This window comes from Sorangium sp. So ce176 (assembly GCF_051519835.1).
GTDB classification, from domain to species: Bacteria; Myxococcota_A; Polyangia; order Polyangiales; family Polyangiaceae; genus Sorangium; species Sorangium cellulosum_G.
In genome coordinates this window covers 5470386-5488503 of record NZ_CP150371.1, presented here as the reverse complement: position 1 = coordinate 5488503, position 18118 = coordinate 5470386, and the positions used below count along the sequence as shown (strand labels likewise).

At 71.3% G+C, this 18118-nt stretch carries 14 protein-coding genes and 2 pseudogenes; 6 read left to right on the top strand and 10 right to left on the bottom strand.

What is annotated here, in order from left to right; translation table 11 throughout:
• Positions 1–77 precede the first annotated feature (77 nt).
• Positions 78–977: an S-adenosylmethionine decarboxylase gene (locus tag WMF42_RS20550; RefSeq protein WP_061606326.1), complete on the top strand. Its 900-nt coding sequence runs from the start codon at positions 78–80 to the stop codon at positions 975–977.
• A gap of 89 nt (positions 978–1066) precedes the next feature.
• Here WMF42_RS20550 and WMF42_RS20545 read toward each other — a convergent pair whose 3' ends face one another.
• Positions 1067–1966, bottom strand: a complete 900-nt coding sequence (locus WMF42_RS20545) for a metallophosphoesterase family protein (RefSeq protein WP_199693516.1) — start codon at positions 1964–1966, stop codon at positions 1067–1069.
• 409 nt (positions 1967–2375) lie between these two features.
• On the opposite strand from WMF42_RS20545, the gene WMF42_RS20540 reads away from it, so the two are divergent.
• Positions 2376–3869 (top strand): protein kinase domain-containing protein, encoded by a 1494-nt coding sequence (locus tag WMF42_RS20540; RefSeq protein ID WP_437693717.1) that lies wholly within the window; start codon positions 2376–2378, stop codon positions 3867–3869.
• Positions 3870–4063: 194 nt separating this feature from the next.
• On the opposite strand, the pseudogene WMF42_RS20535 reads toward WMF42_RS20540, so the two are convergent.
• Positions 4064–4189: pseudogene (locus tag WMF42_RS20535) on the bottom strand (transcriptional regulator); the annotation flags it as partial.
• 257 nt (positions 4190–4446) lie between these two features.
• Here WMF42_RS20535 and WMF42_RS20530 point away from each other — a divergent pair.
• On the top strand, positions 4447–4593 hold the full coding sequence (locus WMF42_RS20530) for a hypothetical protein (RefSeq protein ID WP_437693715.1): 147 nt from the start codon (positions 4447–4449) through the stop codon (positions 4591–4593).
• Positions 4594–4666: 73 nt separating this feature from the next.
• Here WMF42_RS20530 and gstA read toward each other — a convergent pair whose 3' ends face one another.
• Complete coding sequence (gene gstA / locus WMF42_RS20525) at positions 4667–5269, bottom strand: glutathione transferase GstA (protein ID WP_437694312.1); 603 nt, start codon at positions 5267–5269, stop codon at positions 4667–4669.
• Position 5270: 1 nt separating this feature from the next.
• Here gstA and WMF42_RS20520 point away from each other — a divergent pair, with 1 nt between their 5' ends.
• Positions 5271–5561, top strand: a complete 291-nt coding sequence (locus tag WMF42_RS20520) for a hypothetical protein (protein WP_437693713.1) — start codon at positions 5271–5273, stop codon at positions 5559–5561.
• Between the two features lie 145 nt (positions 5562–5706).
• Here WMF42_RS20520 and WMF42_RS20515 read toward each other — a convergent pair whose 3' ends face one another.
• From WMF42_RS20515 to WMF42_RS20490, 6 genes and pseudogenes are all read right to left on the bottom strand, one after another.
• Complete coding sequence (locus WMF42_RS20515) at positions 5707–6204, bottom strand: GNAT family N-acetyltransferase (RefSeq protein WP_437693711.1); 498 nt, start codon at positions 6202–6204, stop codon at positions 5707–5709.
• A gap of 93 nt (positions 6205–6297) precedes the next feature.
• Positions 6298–6585, bottom strand: a pseudogene (locus WMF42_RS20510) (Uma2 family endonuclease); the annotation flags it as partial.
• Between the two features lie 19 nt (positions 6586–6604).
• On the bottom strand, positions 6605–7201 hold the full coding sequence (locus WMF42_RS20505) for a TlpA family protein disulfide reductase (protein ID WP_437693709.1): 597 nt from the start codon (positions 7199–7201) through the stop codon (positions 6605–6607).
• A 9-nt stretch (positions 7202–7210) separates the two neighbouring features.
• Positions 7211–10354 (bottom strand): efflux RND transporter permease subunit, encoded by a 3144-nt coding sequence (locus WMF42_RS20500; RefSeq protein ID WP_434048400.1) that lies wholly within the window; start codon positions 10352–10354, stop codon positions 7211–7213.
• A gap of 9 nt (positions 10355–10363) precedes the next feature.
• The gene (locus tag WMF42_RS20495; protein WP_437693707.1) at positions 10364–11755 is read right to left on the bottom strand and encodes an efflux RND transporter periplasmic adaptor subunit; all 1392 of its coding nucleotides are present in this window, start codon (positions 11753–11755) and stop codon (positions 10364–10366) included.
• A 1-nt stretch (position 11756) separates the two neighbouring features.
• Positions 11757–12107, bottom strand: coding sequence for a hypothetical protein (locus WMF42_RS20490; RefSeq protein ID WP_437693705.1), 351 nt, complete (start codon positions 12105–12107; stop codon positions 11757–11759).
• 273 nt (positions 12108–12380) lie between these two features.
• On the opposite strand from WMF42_RS20490, the gene WMF42_RS20485 reads away from it, so the two are divergent.
• Complete coding sequence (locus WMF42_RS20485; RefSeq protein ID WP_437693703.1) at positions 12381–12713, top strand: YnfA family protein; 333 nt, start codon at positions 12381–12383, stop codon at positions 12711–12713.
• A gap of 850 nt (positions 12714–13563) precedes the next feature.
• On the top strand, positions 13564–16248 hold the full coding sequence (locus WMF42_RS20480; RefSeq protein ID WP_437693701.1) for an RICIN domain-containing protein: 2685 nt from the start codon (positions 13564–13566) through the stop codon (positions 16246–16248).
• Positions 16249–16365: 117 nt separating this feature from the next.
• On the opposite strand, the gene WMF42_RS20475 is transcribed toward WMF42_RS20480, so the two are convergent.
• Positions 16366–17841, bottom strand: a complete 1476-nt coding sequence (locus WMF42_RS20475) for an amidase (RefSeq protein WP_437693699.1) — start codon at positions 17839–17841, stop codon at positions 16366–16368.
• Between the last annotated feature and the right edge of the window lie 277 nt (positions 17842–18118).

Below are 18118 nucleotides of genomic sequence, written 5' to 3'. Positions count from 1 at the left end.
GGCAGCTCGCCAAATTAATCCGATCGCGCCCGCGCTTCGTGGAGTAGCATCGCTCAACTCGTCGACGAAGGGGCAACATGCACAAGGCGCGCAAGAACCTCACCCATTTCACGATGGACGGCTTTCACGGCTTCCGGAGCCGTTTTGATGACGTGAAGCTGGCTCAAGAGCTTCTGGAGGAGGTGCCCGGCGTGCTCCGGCTGAAGCCGGTGATGCCTCCGTTCATCCTCCCCTACTACAACGGCGTGGTGGCCGAGGACTGCGGCATCAGCGCCTTCGTGCTGCTGCTCGGCGGCCATCTCACCATCCACACCTTCAGCTTCCGCGAGTGCTTCTTCGCCGATCTCGTGTACCCGGGGGCGTTCGATTCGCAGCGCGTCCAGATGATGCTCCAGACGACGCTGCCGTGCCGCAGCGTGTTCACGCAGACGGTCGATCGCGGCGAGGGGGGCGACCTGCAGGAGCGCAGGGGGCACGAGGTGGTGAGCCCGGACGCCGACTTCGGCCCTCACCTCTTCCTGCAGTTCAGCCCGTACCGCGGGCCGACCTCGCTCGACACGCTCTTCGACATCTTCGACAGCCTGCCCGCGAAGATCGGGATGACCCCGATCATGCGCCCCTTCGTGGTGAAGACGGCGACGCGCGATGGGACCCCGGTGATCAGCGCCATGGTGATGATCGCGGAGTCGCACATCACGCTGCACATCTTCCCCGACAGCGAAGAGGCGTTCTTCGATCTCTTCAGCTGCAAGTTCTTCGACGTGGAGCCGGTCGTGCGCGTGCTCGCGGAGCAGTTCGGCGGCAACGTGACCGACCAGGTGCTCGTCCCGCGCGGCCAGCGCTACCTGCAGCTCCGGACCGAGCGCCCGCACGTGATGAGCCACGTGAACCAGTGGCTCGCGGCCTCGCACCCCGGCGTCTACGCGCGCATGCCGGGCGACGGGGGCCCGCTCGGGCCGAAGAGCTCGAAGGGCTGAGGTCGAGGCGCGCCGCCGCCGGCGGCGCGGCCTTCACGAACGCCGAGACAGAAGGGCCGAGCTCGCGCGCGGCGCCGCCGGCGCCGCGCTCACAGGTACCTGTAGTTCGACCTCGTGTACTCGCCCAGCCACGGGGCGTCGAGGAGCGCAAAGGAGCTCTCCTCGGGCCCGGCCCATCGGAGGATCCCGATGCACCCTGGGTTGAGCCGGTGCGGCTTCAGAAAGCTGACGGCGTTGAGCTGGTAGCTCTGCGTGTCGCCGGTCGCGGCGAGCGGCTGTCCCGGCTCGTGGTAATGCCCGGCGAAATGATACCTCGGCCGGAGATCGCGGAGCAGATCGAGCACGTCGCGTGAGCCGCCGTCGTCATAGCGGGGGTGGATGGCGGCGGCGGCGCCGTGCGGCGGCTCGTGCGAGAGGAGCACGTCGATGCGCTCCCCGCGGGAGCGAAGCTTGCGGACCTCGGCCGCTGTGTAGTGCTCCGAGACGGGATCCCGGCCGGGCCGCCCGCCGTCGGAGATGCCGCCCAGCCCGCCGATCGTGATCCGGTGCGGGCCGCGGCCGAAGGTGAACCGGCCGCCGTTCGGGAGATAGAGGATCTTCTCGCGCGCGTCGACAGGCACCGGCGCGTCGGACCCGGCGCCCGCCTCGTCGAGGAACTCGAAGTCTTCGTGATTGCCCCTGATGAACACCGTATCAGCGGCTATCCGTCGATCCGCCGGCGCGTCGGGCCCGAAGAACGCGTCGGGCTCCGGGCCGCCCTCGTGATAGACGGCGAACCCCAGCTCGTCGGGGTCGCTCTCCGCGAACCGCTTCGTGGCGCGGTCGAGCCGGAACGGGGGAGGGAACGCGCCGAGATCGCCGACCTGGAGGATCAGATCGAGCGCGCGGCCGGTCTCCCGCTGCCAGCGCCCGAGCAGCCGATAGGCGAGCGTGAGGTGGCCGTGAACATCGCCGAGCACGGCGATCTCGAGGGGGGCGTCCGGCGTCATGAGGGCGCGCAGTATAACGCCGCGTGCGCCGGCCGGCATCGGGGACTCCCGCATCGAGCCGGTCGAGCAGCAGCACTGCATTGCTGTTCGTCGACGCGCACCGCGATGGCCCGCGCGCGGCGGGCGCGGACTCGATGGAGCGATCGGTGCGCTCCTGTGCGCTCATCTGCCGACACGAGCGCCTGTGCGACGTCCGTCCATGTCGCCAGGAGACCCGGTTGTGATGGCTTGAAATCGACGCGGTCCCGCGCGGTGCGGTCAGCGGCGTCGAGGTGATGGATGAGGGGCGGAAGAGCGCGTGTTCCTCTTGCGGAGTCAATGGATGAGGCGTACTGATCTATGACGCGAGTTTCGGCTGGAGCTGACAGACACACCGGCTCGGGCCTCTTCAAGAAGGAGTAGCAGAGGTATGCCCCTGCACACGGGACAGATGGTGACCCCTGCGCTGCGGCTCGTTCGCATCCTGCGGCGGGGCGGGATGGGGAGCATCTGGGTCGCCGATCGCCTGCCGCTCAGATCGCAGGTGGCCGTCAAGTTCATGTCGCCCGAGCTCGCGGACGACGCTGGGTACGTGGAGCGGTTCCGGCGGGAGGCGGTCGCCGCGGCCCAGATCACGAGCCCGCACGTCACGCAGGTACTCGACCATGGGCTGACCGCCGAGGGCATGCCGTACATCGCGATGGAGCTGCTCCGCGGCGAGGACCTCAGGGCCCGCATCCGGCGCCTTGGGAGGCTGCCGCTCGGCGAGGTGGCCCGCATCGTGGCGCAGACGGCGAAGGCGCTCGGGCAGGCGCACCGGCTCGGCATCGTCCACCGGGACATCAAGCCGGACAACCTGTTCCTGACCGAGGTGGACGGCGAGACCTTCGTCAAGGTGCTCGACTTCGGTATCGCCCGGCGAGCCCGGGACATGCGCGTCACCTCGACGGGGAGCGTCGTCGGGACGCCGCTCTACATGAGCCCGGAGCAGCTCACCTGCTCGAAGGATCTCGATCTCCGCGCGGACCTCTGGGCGCTCGGCGTCGTCGCCTACCACGCGATCACCGGGCGAGTCCCGTTCTTCGCGGAGACGATCGTCGGGCTCACGCTCACCGTGCACGCCGGCCAGTTCACGCCGCCGAGCGCGCTCCGGCCCGAGGCGCCGCCGGCGCTCGACGACTGGATGCGGCGGGCGTTGCAGCTCGACCCGAACGCGCGCTTCGGGTCCGCCAGGGAGATGGCCGAGGCGCTGGAGCGGGCGCTCTCGTCGCGCCGGAGGAGCGCCGGGCCGCAGGGCACGGCGACCCAGGACACGGGCGCGGAGGCCCCGGTGCAGGCGCCTGTCGCGAGCGCGCAGGACACAGCGGTCACCCTGCGCCACCCCGCGCCGGCGCGGCTGCCGATGCCGCTCGCGGACACCGATCCGTGCGAGGGCGACGCCCCCGAGCGCACGACGACGGTGATGATGACGACCTCGAGCCGCAAGAAGAAGCGGCCTGCGGCGCGGATCGCCACGGTCGCCGCCCTCGGCGCCATGCTCGCCGGCGCCGGCGTGTACATGGCGGCCCGGCACGTCGCGACAAGCACCGAAGGCGCCGCGCTCGCCGCCGACAGCGCCGCGCTCGCCGCCGTCGCCGTCGCCACCCGCAGCGCCGGCTTGCCGGGCACCGCCGAGGCGACGCTCCTCGCCAGCGTCGTGGACGCGCCGCGGCCGCTGCTCGCGCCGGGGCCCCCGGAGCCGGCCGAGATCCCCGCGACACGGCCCGATCCGGCGCCGTCGACCGAGAAGGCGCGGCCGGCCCCGAAGAAGCCGACAGCGCGCCCCACGCGCTCCCCCGGGCGGACCAAGACCGCCCCGTCGGCCGGAAGGGTCACCCGGCGCATCAAGCCCTTTCCTCGTCACGACATCGCCATGCACCGGTGAGGTCGCCTCGGCCTTCTCCGGCGCACGACGTCCGCCTACGGCGGTGATGCGCGCCCCGGCATGGCCAGGATGCCTCTCGCCGACGTCACGCCTCCGCGGCCCAGCCCTCAGCGTTGCGTCGCCGCGCGCAGGGCCTCCGCTGTCGCCTGATCCGCGGGGAAGAACGACTCGACAGCGAGCTCGGACAGGGTGACGTCGATGGCGAGCGCCGGATACGGCTCGTGGCCGGCGAGCACGAGATCGATCGCCTTGCGCGCCGCCGTGAGCGCGGGATCGTCGAGGCTGCGCTCGGGATAGAGCGGCGCATACCCCGCCGCCACGAAGCAACCCATTACCTGGGAGGTAATCGACCCGATGCCCGCCACCCAGGATGGGGCATGCGTCAGGGGCGCTGCGGACAGCCGGCGCGAACGCCGCGTCGGCCCTCCCGATCAGGCCCAATCCACCCAGGGGCGATGAGCCCCGGAATGCAACGAAAGGAGCCCACCATGTCGTTCCTGTCCTCTCCACTCTTCCTTCGCCGCGCCCTCCTCGGCGGGCCGCCGTCCTCGCGGTCGTCGTCGCGAACGCGCTCTGGGTGATCGACAGCGTGCTCCTCCTGGCGCTCGGCTGGGTCGAGCCGAAGGCGCTCGGCTATGCGTTCGTCGCGGCGCAGGCGCTCGTTGTCGCGCTCTTCGCCGAGGCGCAGGTGCTCGGGCTGCGCCGGGCGCGGATGACCGCCTGAGGGGCGGCGGGGCGAGCACGTGGGCAAGCTCGTTGTCGCTGTCGGCTGAGGACGCGGGTCGTCCCGCGGCGCACTACCCCTGCTCGGCCGCCAGGGCGGCCTGGACCGCCGGGCGGGCGCCGACGCGCTCCCTGTACCGGACGAGGGCGGGCCAGCGATCGAGCTCGACGCCCGCGAACTTCGTCCAGGTGAGCACGGTGAAGAGGTACGCGTCCGCCACCGTGAACTGGTCGCCCATCAGGTACGCGGCGCCCTCGAGGCGCGGGGCCACGTAATCGAGGCGGCGGCTGATCGCTTCCCTGGCCGCGCTCTTCTGCTCGTCCGAGGTCCTCGGCTTGAACAGGGGGGCGAACTGCTTGTGCAGCTCGGTGCTGATGAAGCTCAGCCACTCCTGGAGACGGTAGCGGCCGAGGGTGCCGGCCGGCGGCGCGAGCCCCGACTCGGGCTTCTGGTCGGCGATGTACTGGACGATCACCGGCCCCTCGGTGAGCACCTCACCGCTCTCGATCTCTAGCGCGGGGACATAGCCCTTCGGGTTGATCTTGTTGAAATCGGCGCCCGACTTCGTCTGCTTCGTGCCGAGGTGGACCTGCTCGATGTCGAACTCCAGGCCCGCCTCGCGCAGCACGATGTGGGGAGAGAGCGAACAAGCACCAGGACTGAAATAGAGCTTCATCATGACCTCCAGGGACGCTCGGGAGGGGACCTTCCCCGACAGCGCGGCGTCCGTCAAGGCGGTATCCGGTGGCGGCGGGCGCCGCGTCGGCGAGGGGACCGGCGGGCTCTACGATGCGCCCGCGCCCGCCCGCGCGCTCGCCTGCACGCCGGCGCGCACGCTCGAGGGAGCGCCCTGGCGCTTCGCCTCGCGCGCGGCGAGCGCGTATCCGGCGCGCGACGCCTCGATGTGCGTGCGGACCCTCTGCTTCGTCCGCCACGCGCCGGAGACCGAGCGGACGAAGCACCGGTGAGCGGCGCCGAAGTCGATGCGCGGCGCGGCGAACGGCGCGTCCGGGGAGCTCCGCAATCCTCGGCAGCGATGGCCGGTGACGATCCGTCAGGTGATGAGAGACGGGGCTCAGGAGATCTCTCACGGCGGCGATGCTGCCGCGCGGGTCAGCGGGGCGGCCTTGCGCTGTCGTGCGGGACCGTGTCGCTCAGCGGGTCGGCGTAGACTCCCGGCGTGGAGTCCGGGATGAGCGTCGCGCCGACCGCGTGCGCGTAGAAGCCGGCGGGGCCGACGCCGCCGATGATGCCGTATGCGTATCCCATCTGCGCGAGCCCGTGCAGGGAGGCGAGCAGCAGGGCGTGGCCGACGCCCTTGCCCCGCTCGTTGTCGGCCACGCCGGTGGGGCCGAAGAAGCCGCGGCGGGTGCACTCGTAGGCGGAGAAGCCGATCACCTCGCCTCCGCGGATCGCGAGGTACACGCTGACGGGCTTGTTCGTGTATCCGACGCTGATCTCGTCGGCCCACGCCGTCGTGAAGTGCCGCTCGACGAACCGCCGGACGGGCGTGATCTCGTACGGCGCCGCCCGCCGCACCACGACGGAGCTCCGCCGCATGGCCTCGATCACGGGGTCGAGCGGCGGCAGCTTGAGCAAACTGACGAGCATGTCGGCCATCGGTCCTCCCGGGCAAGGGCTGGCGCGCCCCGGAAGCGGGCCGCGCTCCGAAGGGATGTCGTACCAGGGCGCGGGAACCGGCCGCTACTTCAACGTGTCGGGATCGACGCCGAGCTCCCGGAGCTTCTCCGCCAGCCGCGCTGCCCGCTGCTCCGCGGACTCGGCCCGCTGGGCGAGCTCCAGGCCAGCCGGCACGAGCTCTCCCGCGGGGGTGAAGAAGCGGAGCTGCCCTCTTTCCACGCCCAGGAAGAGCCCGAGCTGCGCGCTCCAGACGCGGCCCGAGGCATCGGGGGAGAGCGGTTGATACTGCCCGTCGACGAGGTGGAAGCCCGAGAGCTCGAGCGTGGCAGGATCGAACCAGAAGTAGTCCGGCGCCGTCCGGGCTCGCCGTTCAGCGCGGGTGCGCATCCAGCGCTCCACGCCCCGTCCACGCCTGCCCGGCCAGCAGCAGCCTCGCCTCGGGCGCGCTCCAGTCGCGCGCGCCCGTGAACCGGAGCGCCAGGCTGCCGTCCGGGCGCACGAGGAACGTGTCGGGGAGCGTCGAGACCCCGAGCCGCCGCGCGAGCGCGGGCGAGCCGGCCAGCACGACCTCGGGCGGCACGTCGCCGTCGAAGAAGGCGCGCACGACGTCCCAGCTCTCGTCGACGCTCACGGCCACGAGCTGGAGCTGCCCGCCCCGCTGGAGCTCCCGGCCCAGATCGAGCAGGGCGGGGAGCTCGGCGCGGCACGGCGCGCACCAGGTCGCCCAGACGTGGAGCAGCACGGCCCGCCCGCGCAGCGAGCGCAGGCGCAGCGCGCTCCCGTCCGGCCGCGCGAGCGCCTCGTCGGGCGCGGGCTCGGCGCCGGAGAGCTGCTCGTGCTCGAACGGACGCCCCGGCCGCTCCGCCGCGCGCCCGTGCTCCACGGCCCAGTAGAGGCCCACGGCCAGCGCCTGGAGGAGCATCAGGACGCCCGCGGCGCCGCCGAACGCGCGGAGGCGAGGAGGCACGCGCACGGCCTACTCCGCCGCCGGGGGCAAGGCCGCAGCGGAGCGCGGCGCGGCCCCGGCGTCGCCCGGCGCCCCGGCCTCCGCCTCGGGCTCCTCCCCGCGCCGGCCGCCCGCCAGGCTGTAGAGCACCGGCAGGACCAGCAGCGTGAGCAGCGTCGACGAGATCACGCCGCCGATCACGACCGTCGCGAGCGGGCGCTGCACCTCGGCGCCGACGCCGGTGCTCCACGCCATCGGCACGAAGCCGAGGGACGCGACGAGCGCCGTCATCAGGACAGGGCGCAGGCGCCGCTCGGCCGCGAGCTCGATCGCCCGGCGCGCCGGGACGCCCGCGGCGACGAGCTGCCTCACGGTGGAGACGAGCACCATGTCCCCGAGCACCGCGACGCCCGACAGCGCCACGAACCCGACGCCCGCCGAGATGCTGAACGGAAGGCCGCGCAACCACAGCGCGACGACCCCGCCGATCGCGGCGAACGGGACGCCGGTGAACACGCGGACCGCATCGACGAGCCGCCCGTACGTGAGGTAGAGCAGGACCAGGATCAACCCCAGCGCGACCGGCACCACGACGAGGAGGCGCGCCTCCGCCCGCTCGAGGTGCTCGAACTGCCCGCCGAAGCGGACGTAATAGCCGGGCGGCAGATCGACGTCGCGCTCGATCCTCGCCCTGGCCTCGTCCACGTAGCTGCCCACGTCGCGGCCGCGCACGTTGGCCTGCACCACGATGCGGCGCTTCGCCCACTCCCGCTGGATCGCGGCGGGGCCCTCGACAGTTCGGATCTTCGTGAGCCGCGCGAGCGGGATGCGCTCGCCGCCGGCCGCCGCGACGAGGATGCGGCCGATCGAGGCGGGGTCCTCGCGGTAGCGATCGTCGATGCGCAGCGCCACGGGGTACCGGCGCTCGCCCTCCTGGATCTCCCCCACCTCGCGGCCGCCGAGCGCCTCGACGACCTCGAGCACGTCCGCGGCCGCGATGCCGTGCCGGGCGATGGCGTCGCGGTCGACCTCGATCTCGAGGACCGGCTGCCCGGTGATCTGCTCGGTCACAACGTCCGCGGCGCCCGGGATCTTCTTGAGCGCCGCCTCGATCTCGCGCGCCTTCTGCTTCAGCGTGTCGAGGTCGTCGCCGAACAGCTTCACCCCGAGGTCGGACCGGATCCCGGCCGTCATCTCGTTGAGCCTGAGCTCGATCGGCTGCGTGTAGAGGACGCGCATCCCCGGCAGCCCCGCGAGCTCCGCCTCCATCGCCTGGACGAGCTCGTCCTGCGTGGCCGCGCGCTTCCAGCGCTCCCGCGGCCGGAGCGTGATGAACACGTCGGAGACCTCGAGCCCCATCGGGTCGGTCGCCACCTCGGCCGTGCCCGTGCGGGTCCATACGCGCTCGACCTCGTCCGGGAACCGCTCGATCAGGACCCGCTCGATCTGCGTGCCGTAGCGGATCGACTCGCCCACCGAGACGCCCGAGAGCCGCACCGTGTTGGCGACGATCGTCCCCTCGCGCAGCCGCGGCACGAACTCCGCGCCGAGCCGGGTCGCGAGGAAGGCCGCGTTCGCGAGCAGCAGCGCGGCGCCGGCGAGCACCGCCCACCGGAAGCGGAGCGCGCCCCGGAGCACGGGCATGTACGCCCTCCCGAGGAGCCGCACGACGGCGCCCTCGCGCGCGCTCGCGCGGCGCGGCAGGAGCAGGCTCGCGAGCGCCGGCATCAGCGTGATCGACAGGATCATCGAGCCGAGGAGCGCGAAGATCACGGTGAGCGCCATCGGCCGGAACAGCTTCCCCTCCGCCCCCTCGAGGGCGAGGATCGGCAGGTAGACGATCATGATGATGAGCTCGCCGAGCATCGTCGGCTTGCGGACCTCGATCGACGCGTCGCGCACCACGTCCGCGGCGCTCCGGCCGGCGCGGTCCTCCGAGAGCCGCCGGACCGAGTTCTCGACCATGATCACCGAGCTGTCGACGATGAGGCCGAAGTCGATCGCGCCGAGGCTCATCAGGCTCCCGGCCACGCCCGCGCGCAGCATGAGGCTGCCGGCGAAGAGCATCGACAGCGGGATCGCCGACGCCACGATGAGCCCCGCGCGCAGGTTGCCGAGGAAGGCGAAGAGCACCGCGACGACGAGGAGCGCGCCCTCGAGCAGGTTCCGCTTCACCGTGGCGAGCACCCTGTCGATGAGCTCGGTGCGGTCGTAGACGATCGCGACGTCGACCCCGGCCGGCAGGCTCTTCTCGACCTCGTCGAGGCGCGCCTTGAGCCGCGTCGTGACGTCGTGGCTGTTCTCGCCCATCAGCAGGAAGCCGAGCCCGAGCACGACCTCGCCCTGGCCGTCCGCGGTCACCGCGCCCCGCCGGATCTCGCGCCCCTCGACCACGCGGGCCACGTCGCGGATCCGGATCGGCGCGCCGGCCCTGGCGGCGACAACGATCTCCTCGATGTCGCGCGCGCGGGTGGCGATGCCGATCCCCTGGATGAGCAGCGTCTCCCCGGCCTGGTCGAGGTTGCCCCCGCCCACGTTGGCGTTGTTGCGCTGGAGCGCCTCGACGAGGTCGCCCAGCGCCAGCCCGCGCGCCGTGAGCTCCGCCGGGTCGACGAGCACCTGGATCTGCCGCTCGTCGCCGCCCCAGGCGTTGACCTCGGCGACGCCGCGCACCGACCGGAGCTGCGGCGCGATGACCCAGTCGTGGATCGCGCGGAGCTCGCTCAGCGGCTTGCCCTTGCCCGTGACCACGTAGTGGAGCACCTCGCCGAGCCCCGTGGCGACCGGGCCGAGCCGCGGGCGCTCGACGCCCGGCGGCAGCGCCACGCCCTGCACCCGCTCCAGGACCACCTGGCGCGCCAGGTAGATGTCGGTATCGTCCTCGAACCGGACCGTCACCTGGGCGAAGCCGAAGCGCGACAGCGAGCGGACCTCCTCGAGCCCTGGCAGGCCCGAGATCGCCTGCTCCAGGGGCGCCGTGATCTGCCGCTCGATCTCGACAGGCGAGAGGGCCGGCGCGACGGCGTTGATCTGCACCTGCACCGGCGTCGTGTCGGGGAACGCGTCGATCGGCAGGCGGCGGAACGACCAGATCCCCGCGAGCGCGAGGCCGATCGCGGCGAGGATGACGGCGAACCGGTGGCGCAGCGACCACGTGATGACGGCGTTCAGCATGGCCGCGCCTCAGTCCTCGCCGCAGCAGCCGGCGCCGATGCTCTCCTTGAGGGTCTCTGTCTTCAGCAGGAAGCTCCCCTCGGTCGCGACCTCATCGCCGGGGCGCACGCCCTTGACCACCTCGACGAGGTCGCCCTCGGCGGCCCCGATCTCGACGCGCCGCGCCTCGAACTGGTCGTCGGCGAGCCGCACGAACACGAGCGTCGCCGTCCTCGCGCGCTGGACCGCGGCGCGCGGCACCATGACCGCGGCGCGCGCGGGGGCGAGGATGCGCGCCCGGCCGAACATGTTGGCCCGCAGCGCGCCGCCCGGGTTCGCGAGCGGCACGCGCGCCCTGGCGGTGCGCGTCGCAGGATCGATGGCCGGCGACACGTAGGTGATCTCCCCCTCGAGCCTCCGCCCCTCGAGGCCGTCGACCTCGATGACGACCGGCATCTTCGGCGACACGGCCGGGAGCTCGGTCTCGGGGACGTCGAGCTCGGCCCACATGCTCGAGACGTCGACCACCTCGAACAGGGTCTCCTCGACGCCGACGAGCCTGCCCACCGTCGCGCGCCGCTGGGTCACCACGCCCGCGAGCGGGGTCGCGAGCGTGTAGCCGCTGCCCCCGCCGGCGCTCGCGCCCACGACGGCCAGCGAGGCGGCGAGCGAGGCGCGCTCGGCGCGCGCTGCGTCGAGCTCCTGCTGCGCGGCGAGGACGCTCCTGCGCGAGGCGAGCCCTTCCTTCTCGAGCTGCTCCTCGCGCCGCAGGTTCTCCTCGGCGGCCCTCGACCGCGAGAGCGCGCCGGCGAGCCGCGAGCGATCGGCGCCCACGTCGGCGCTGTCGATGACCGCGAGCGGCGCGCCCTTCTTGACCTCGGAGCCCACGTCCACGAAGAGCTTCTGGACGACGCCCGGGGCGCGGGCGTTGATCTCGGCGACCTTGAGCGCGTCGTAGACGATCCTGGCTGTCGCGGGGATCCCGCCGCCGCCTTGCCGCTCGACGGCCTTCGCCGTGAGGATGCCGGCGAGCCGGGCCGTGTCCCTGGTCCTGAGCTTGACCTTGGTCCCGTCGGCCGGCGCCTCGTCGCGGGTCACGTCCGCGGCCGGCTTGCCGCCGCGCTCGGGGTGGCAGATCGGGCAGATCGACTCCGGAAGCTCGTGCTCCTTGCACCAGTCGCCCCGGGCCTGGAAGACCGGGGCGAGCCGCGGGTTGCACTTCGTGCAGAGCGCCTCGAGCACGCCGTGCTCCTTGCACACGGCGCCCTCCGCGCTCGGCCCGGCCGCGGGCCTCGCGCCGGCCTTCTCGTGCTCCTGGGCGGCCCTGTCCGCCTCGCGGCGCCCGCAGCCCGGGAGGGCGGCGAGGAGCACCAGCACGAGGGCGCGAACGTGGACGGCGTGGACGTGCATGCGGCCGGCCATGTCAGCTTTCCTTCGGCGGTCTCACGATCTTCAGGTCGGGGTTGCACTTCAGGCACTGCGACTCGGGCAGCCCGTGCTCCGCGCACCAGTCGCCGGTGGCCTTGAAGGCCGGGACCAGCTCCGGGTTGCAGCGGCTGCACTGCGACTCCGGCACCTGATGCTCGCCGCACCAGTCGTCGTGGGAGCCCGGCTTCACGTCGCTCGGCGCGTGCGCCGCGTTCGCCGGGGCCTGCGCGGCCGCGGCCGGCTGGGGATCGGGCGCGGCCTTCTCCGCGCTCGGCGCCTCCCTGGAGCACGCCGCGCAGCCGAGGGCCAGGGCGCCGATCACGAGCGAGATGAGGTGAATCTTCATGTGTTTCTCCGTCCTTGTCCTTCGTGCTCCCAGGTCGCACCGACCGTGACGAGCGAGCTGTGCCTTGATGTCTCGCGCGCGGCGCCGTGGGCCATCTCGCCCCGGCTGCGCGTGGTCCGCAGTCCGGGCGTCCGGGGCGCGGTCCCACCTCGGGCCGCGCGGCGGCGCTGCCGCGCCTCGCTTTCGACGTCGGACCACGTGCCGGCGGAGCGTACCACGGGCGCTCGAGCGCGCGAGCGCCGCGGGCCTCGCGCTTCCTGGTAGGCTCGGCGCATGTGGGCCGCGCTCCTGTTCCTCGCCGCGGGTCTCCTGGAGATCGGCGGCGGGTACCTCGTCTGGCTCTGGCTGCGCGACCAGCGCCATGTGCTCCTCGGCGTCGCCGGGTTCGTCGCGCTCGCGGCCTACGGCGTCATCCCCACGATGCAGGCGGCAGAGCACACGTTCGGCCGCGTCTACGCCGCGTACGGCGCCGTGTTCATCGCGCTCTCCATGCTGTGGGGCTGGGGCATCGACAGGAAGGTCCCCGATCGTCGGGACTGGATCGGGGCGGCGATCTGCCTTGTCGGCGCGGCCATCATGCTGTGGCCCCGCGCGCCGCAGCGCTAGCGCGCGAGCTCGGCCCGACTGACCCGTTGCAGCGTACTGCCGTGATCGCCTCGCTCACGAGCGAGCCGAGCAAAGCCGCGCCGTCGCCCTCGACGACAGGCGCCGTCCCGGTCGCTGATGCGGTGATGGACCGCGGCTCAGGTCGTCCGCGCTCGACAAGAGCCCGCCGTGGGTGGCAGTGAACCAGGGTAATTCCCTCGAGTGGGCGATTTGATCTCGAGAATCGAAAATTATTTCTGCGACCGAGATCTGTCTCCGTCGCCCGTTGCGCCCTGGCACCTTGGCGTTAAATTCTTCTCCAGATGTGCTCCTCGCCCGGCGCCTCGAGCGACGCCCGCCCGGGACACCGCCACCTGCCTGATAGCCTGGATTTCTGAATGAATTCATGTACATGACGGCCTGGTCAACGGACGATCCAGCGGGCGTTGCGGCGTATCGAATTCAGGTGAGGCTTAACCAGTTCAGCTCCACGGGCGGACGGCGCGTGCAGGGGCTTGGGTCCATGTCGGATATTGCGCCACCAGCCATCACACGATAACTGCCGTTGTTGTGAGTTCGTAATAGTCAGGGCATCGCGCAAAATGCACGATTGTCTTGGCCGACAACACGATTGTCTTGACCGGCAAGGCGAGCTGGAACAAGAATTACCTTCGTCGCGGTGCCTGATCGCGCACCGAACGAGCCTACCCGCTCAGCGCATCTCGTGATTGAGATTCACCGGCACGACGATGGCCACGGGGCCATCCCTCCGGGGCAAGCATCGCGCGGCGAGCGCTCCCGGTCGACGCAGGGCCAGCGTAGAGCTGCAGACAGTTAGATTTTTATTAGCTCACTTAACGAGGAGAATCACATGGGATTCGCATCCAGGCGTGTCTTGCTTGCCGCCGGGACGGGCCTTCTCGCCGTCTCCTGCGTCGGCGTCGCGGACGAGTACGAGAGCGAAGAGGGCGGCGTGCTCGAGAGCGCCGTCATGATCGATCCGGGCGCGACCTACACGCTCGTCGGCCGGCAGAGCAACAAGTGCGTGGAGATCCGGGGCGGGAACGCGGTGATCGCCACCTGCACCAGCGGCGCGAGGCAACAGCAGTTCCGCGCCGAGGACGCCGGCGGCGGATACTTCCGGATCAAGAGCGCGGACGGCAACACCTGCCTCGGGGTCAGCGGCTCGTCGACAGCGAACGGCGCCGCCATCGTCCCGTCCGCCTGCACCTCCGGCGCGAACCAGCAGTTCCAGTTCGTCGATGTCGCCTCCGGCGTCCAGCGGATCAACGTCCGGAGCAGCGGCAAGGTGCTCGACGTCACGGGCCGGTCGACGGCGGACGGCGCCCGCCTCCAGCAGTGGGGCTGGGCGAACGGCGACAACCAGAAGTTCTCGCTCAGGGCCGTGAGCGGCGGCTCGAGCAGCAGCACCACGACCACCACGACCACCACCACCACGGCAACGACAACGACGAGCAGCTCCAGCAGCGGCACGGGCGGTGCGGGGGGCGCCGGCGGCGCGGGCGGCGCGGGCGGCGGCGGCGGCTCCGGGGGCTTCACCGGCGAGGGCGAGGTGGGGGTCGCCCCGCCTGGAGGGTGCGGGCTCGGCTACAGCCAGCTCCCGGACGGCAAGGGGGGCCTGAACGTCGAGGCCGTCTGCCTCCCGAGCGACTTCAACATGGCCACGTCGCTCGAGGCCTTCAAGACGACTGTCTACCCGATCCTGACCGCCAACTGCTCGGGCTGCCACGGCTCGGCGGGCAAGGCCCAGTCGCCCATGCACGCCGACGCCGATCCGGCGCTGGCGCACCAGTACGCGCTCACGCGCGTGAACTTCAGGAAGCCCGCGGACTCGAAGCTCGTCGTCCGCATGGGCATCGACCGGCACAACTGCTTCGGGTCGAGCTGCAGGGACGCGAACACGCAGATGCTCAACGCCGTCACGGCGTGGGCCAACGCCGTCGCGCCGACCCTGCCGGCGACCCCGCGCCCCGTCGCGGCGGCCGAGAAGGTCACCGAGGACCAGGTCAGGGCGTGGATCGCGACGGACAAGGCCACCGTCGCCGCGGCCGACGCGGAGTTCATCAAGTACGCCTCGCTGCACGAGCTCCACAACAAGGGCGTCAGCGCGGAGGAGATGAACGTTGCCCGCGTGGGGCTGTCGAAGGCCCTGAACTCGGTCGCGCGCTGGGCCCCGCGGGTCGTGAACCCGGTGGACATCAACGGCAAGGGCATTGTCTACCGCTTCGATACCCGCGATTACTGGGGCTACAACAAGGGCGTCACGAAGCTCCACTTCGGCGGGTCGGACGACGACGTCTTCTTCGGGAGGACGACGGTCAACTACCTCGGTGAGCCGGTCGGCTCCGACGTGACCTTCAGGGAGCGGTACCGGTACACAGCCGAGGTCCAGCGGGACCCGAGCTTCGCGAAGCTTGTCTGGGGGCGCGTCCTCGCCGGCAACGTGGAGGGCGCCACGGACAGCGCGGTGCTGCCGAAGAACACCAACGGCTTCAAGGCGGACTACATCGAGGCGAGCCAGCTCGTTTACACGCTGACCCGCCCGGACGTGTACAACGCCATCATGGCGATCCCGTGGTACGCGCAGGACCTCGAGGCCGAGATCGGCGTCATCCGGGATCAGGGGATGAAGTCGTACGAGTACATGCTCACGAAGCAGGCCATCACGGTCGATTCCCGCATGTACTACCGGGCGCGGACGAAGACCGGCGGGTTCTACTGGAAGACGTGGGACGTCTTCACCGGTCAGCTCGACGGTGGCGTGAACACGATCGAGCAGGCGTACGAGACCGGTCAGATCCGGTTCCCCTTCTGGGCGCACCCCGTCCCGAAGTTCATCAGCGGGACGGGCCTCGGCGGCTCGGCGAACAACTACAGCTTCATCGCGACCCTGGCGCAGCCCCAGGGCACGGAGCCGGAGGGGTGCGATGGGCAGCCGAGCTACGGCGGCAGCGGCTTCCTGAACTGCCGCTACTACACCGGGACCGACGGGCTCCAGCAGTCGGCGGAGGAGGCCATCTGGAACCTGCCGAACGGCCTGCAGGGGTACGCCCTGTGGGGCGGCTTCAACCAGCGCCGCGTCGACGCCTTCGTCAACATCGTGCGTGATCCGCGCATCGCCCGGGACGCCTCGGACGCGGCGATCAACAGCCTGGTGGGCTTCGCCAGCCCGGACCGCCGCCTGAACGTCGGCAGCTCGTGCATCGGCTGCCACGCGGACGGCATGAACCGCGGCACCAACGATCTGCGCGACTGGCTGGACGCCGGCGGCTCGCGCCTGCCGAAGGGCGAGCACGGGGTCGACGGGTGGATCGACGACCCGGCGGTCGTGGCGCAGGTCAAGGAGCTGTACCCGCCCTCGACCGTGATGCGGCCGCGGATGGAGGACGACCGCAAGATCTTCCTGTCGGCGATGGCGCAGATCAAGCAGGGGATGATCCTCGGCACGGACAAGAACGTGTACGTGGAGCCGACGATCTGGACCATCGAGTGGGCGCAGAGCTTCTACAGGTACCCGACGACCCGCTCGAACTAGCCTCCACCTGACGAACGTCGCGCGCCCGAGCCCAAGGACCGCGAGCGCCCCCCGCGCTCGGCCCTGGGCTCGGGCCGTTTCCTGGCCCGCCACGCCGCGCCGCGCGCCGCGCGCCCGCTACAGCGTCAGCACAGCCTCGATCCTGTGGCGCGTCGCTTGCTCGTAATCGTAAGCAAAGCCGAGCAGGCGGGCCTCGCTCCACAGCGGGCCGACGAAGATCAGGCCGAAGGGGGCGCCGCTGCTGTACTGACCGGCGGGCACGACGACCCCGGGCAACCCGGCGATGTTGATCGCCGACTCGGTTGTCGCGGCGTAGGTCGCGCTGCTGAACAGCTCGGGGACCTCCTCGTACGTCTGCGGAAACGCGAGGCCATCCAGGTCGTGCGCCGTCATCACGGCGTCGAAGAGGCTCAGGTACTGGCCCCGCAGCGCCCAGAAGGCGGACAGATCGGGCAGAACCTCGGGGTGCAGCAGCGAGTCCGCCAGCACGGGGAGCGCGCCTGCGTACCAGGACAGCGGACCGCCGTCCGGCTGGAACGGCGAGATCCCTGTGATGAGCGTCAGCTCATCGATCGTGCCGACAACGTCTCCGTTGAACGTCAGCCCCTCGAGGTAGCTCTGGAAGTCGTGGGCAGCGGACTCGGTGCCTCGGAAATCGTAGGGCTCGCCGGGCAAGGCCAGCTCGGCGAAGCCGCTCCCGGCGAACGGATCCTCGACGACTGTCGCGCCCTGGATCTCGAGCTCCTCGATGGTCCTCTCGTAGAGAGCCTGCGTCTCCGGCGACAGGTCGCTGAGGCGCCACCCCGGGCCATACAGCCCGATCCGCTTGCCGCGGAGGGCGTTCCGGCTCAGCTCGCTCGTGTATCCATGGCGGGGCAGGTGCCCGTTGGAAGCGCTCGTCTTGGGATCTTCCGGGCTGTACCCGGCGAGGACGTCCATCACGAGGGCGGCGTCGAGGACTGTCCTCGCGATGGGCCCTGCCACGTCCCTCGTGCTGCCCGCGAGCGGCACGATGCCCGTCGTCGGGACGAGGGCGAACGTCGGCTTGACGCCGACGAGGCTCTGCGCGCCCGCCGGGTTCTGGATGGAGCCCCCCGTCTCCTCAGCGAGGCCCAGCACCGCGAAGTTCGCGGCCACCGCCGTCGCCGTCCCGCTGCTGCTCGCCCCCGGCGCCAGGTCCCTGTCCACGGCGTTGTAGGTGGGGCCTGCCCAGCTGCTGTTCGCGCGGGTGCCGTCGTCGCTGAACGCCGGGATATTGGTCTTCCCGAGGATGATGGCGCCCGCTTCGATCAGCCGCTCGACGACGACGGCGTTCTTGATCGGGAACAGATCGACGCCGCCCGCCGCGGAGCTGAGGGGCGCCCAGCCCGACGTCGACGGCGATCCGACGAAGTCCATCGACTCCTTGATGACCACGGGGATCCCCGCCAGCGGGCCGAGCCGCTCGCCCCTCCTTCGCCGCCTGTCGATCGAGCGCGCCTCTTCGAGCGCATCGGGGTTCAGGAACGTGAAGGCGTTGTAGGACGCCTCGTACTGGTCGATCCTGTCGAGGTACGCCTGCGTCAACGCCTCTGCGGTGTAACGCCTGGTCATGTAAGCCCACCTGATCTCCGCGATCGTGAGCTCTGTGACGTCGATGTCGGAAGCGTCGATGGGGCCAGCCGCAGCATGGCTCGTCCCGGGGAGCCCCAGGGCAGCTCCAAGGCAGATTGCCGCGGCCCATTCGATGAATGGACGGGTGCTCTTCATGATGGATCACTCCCTCTTGCGTCACGCTCACGCCAGGACGCAAGTCGTGTGTCGATGGATGGACTCTGCGCCACGATCGGGCCGATCGGCGATCGGCGATCGGATGGGGAGGTGGCGCGCG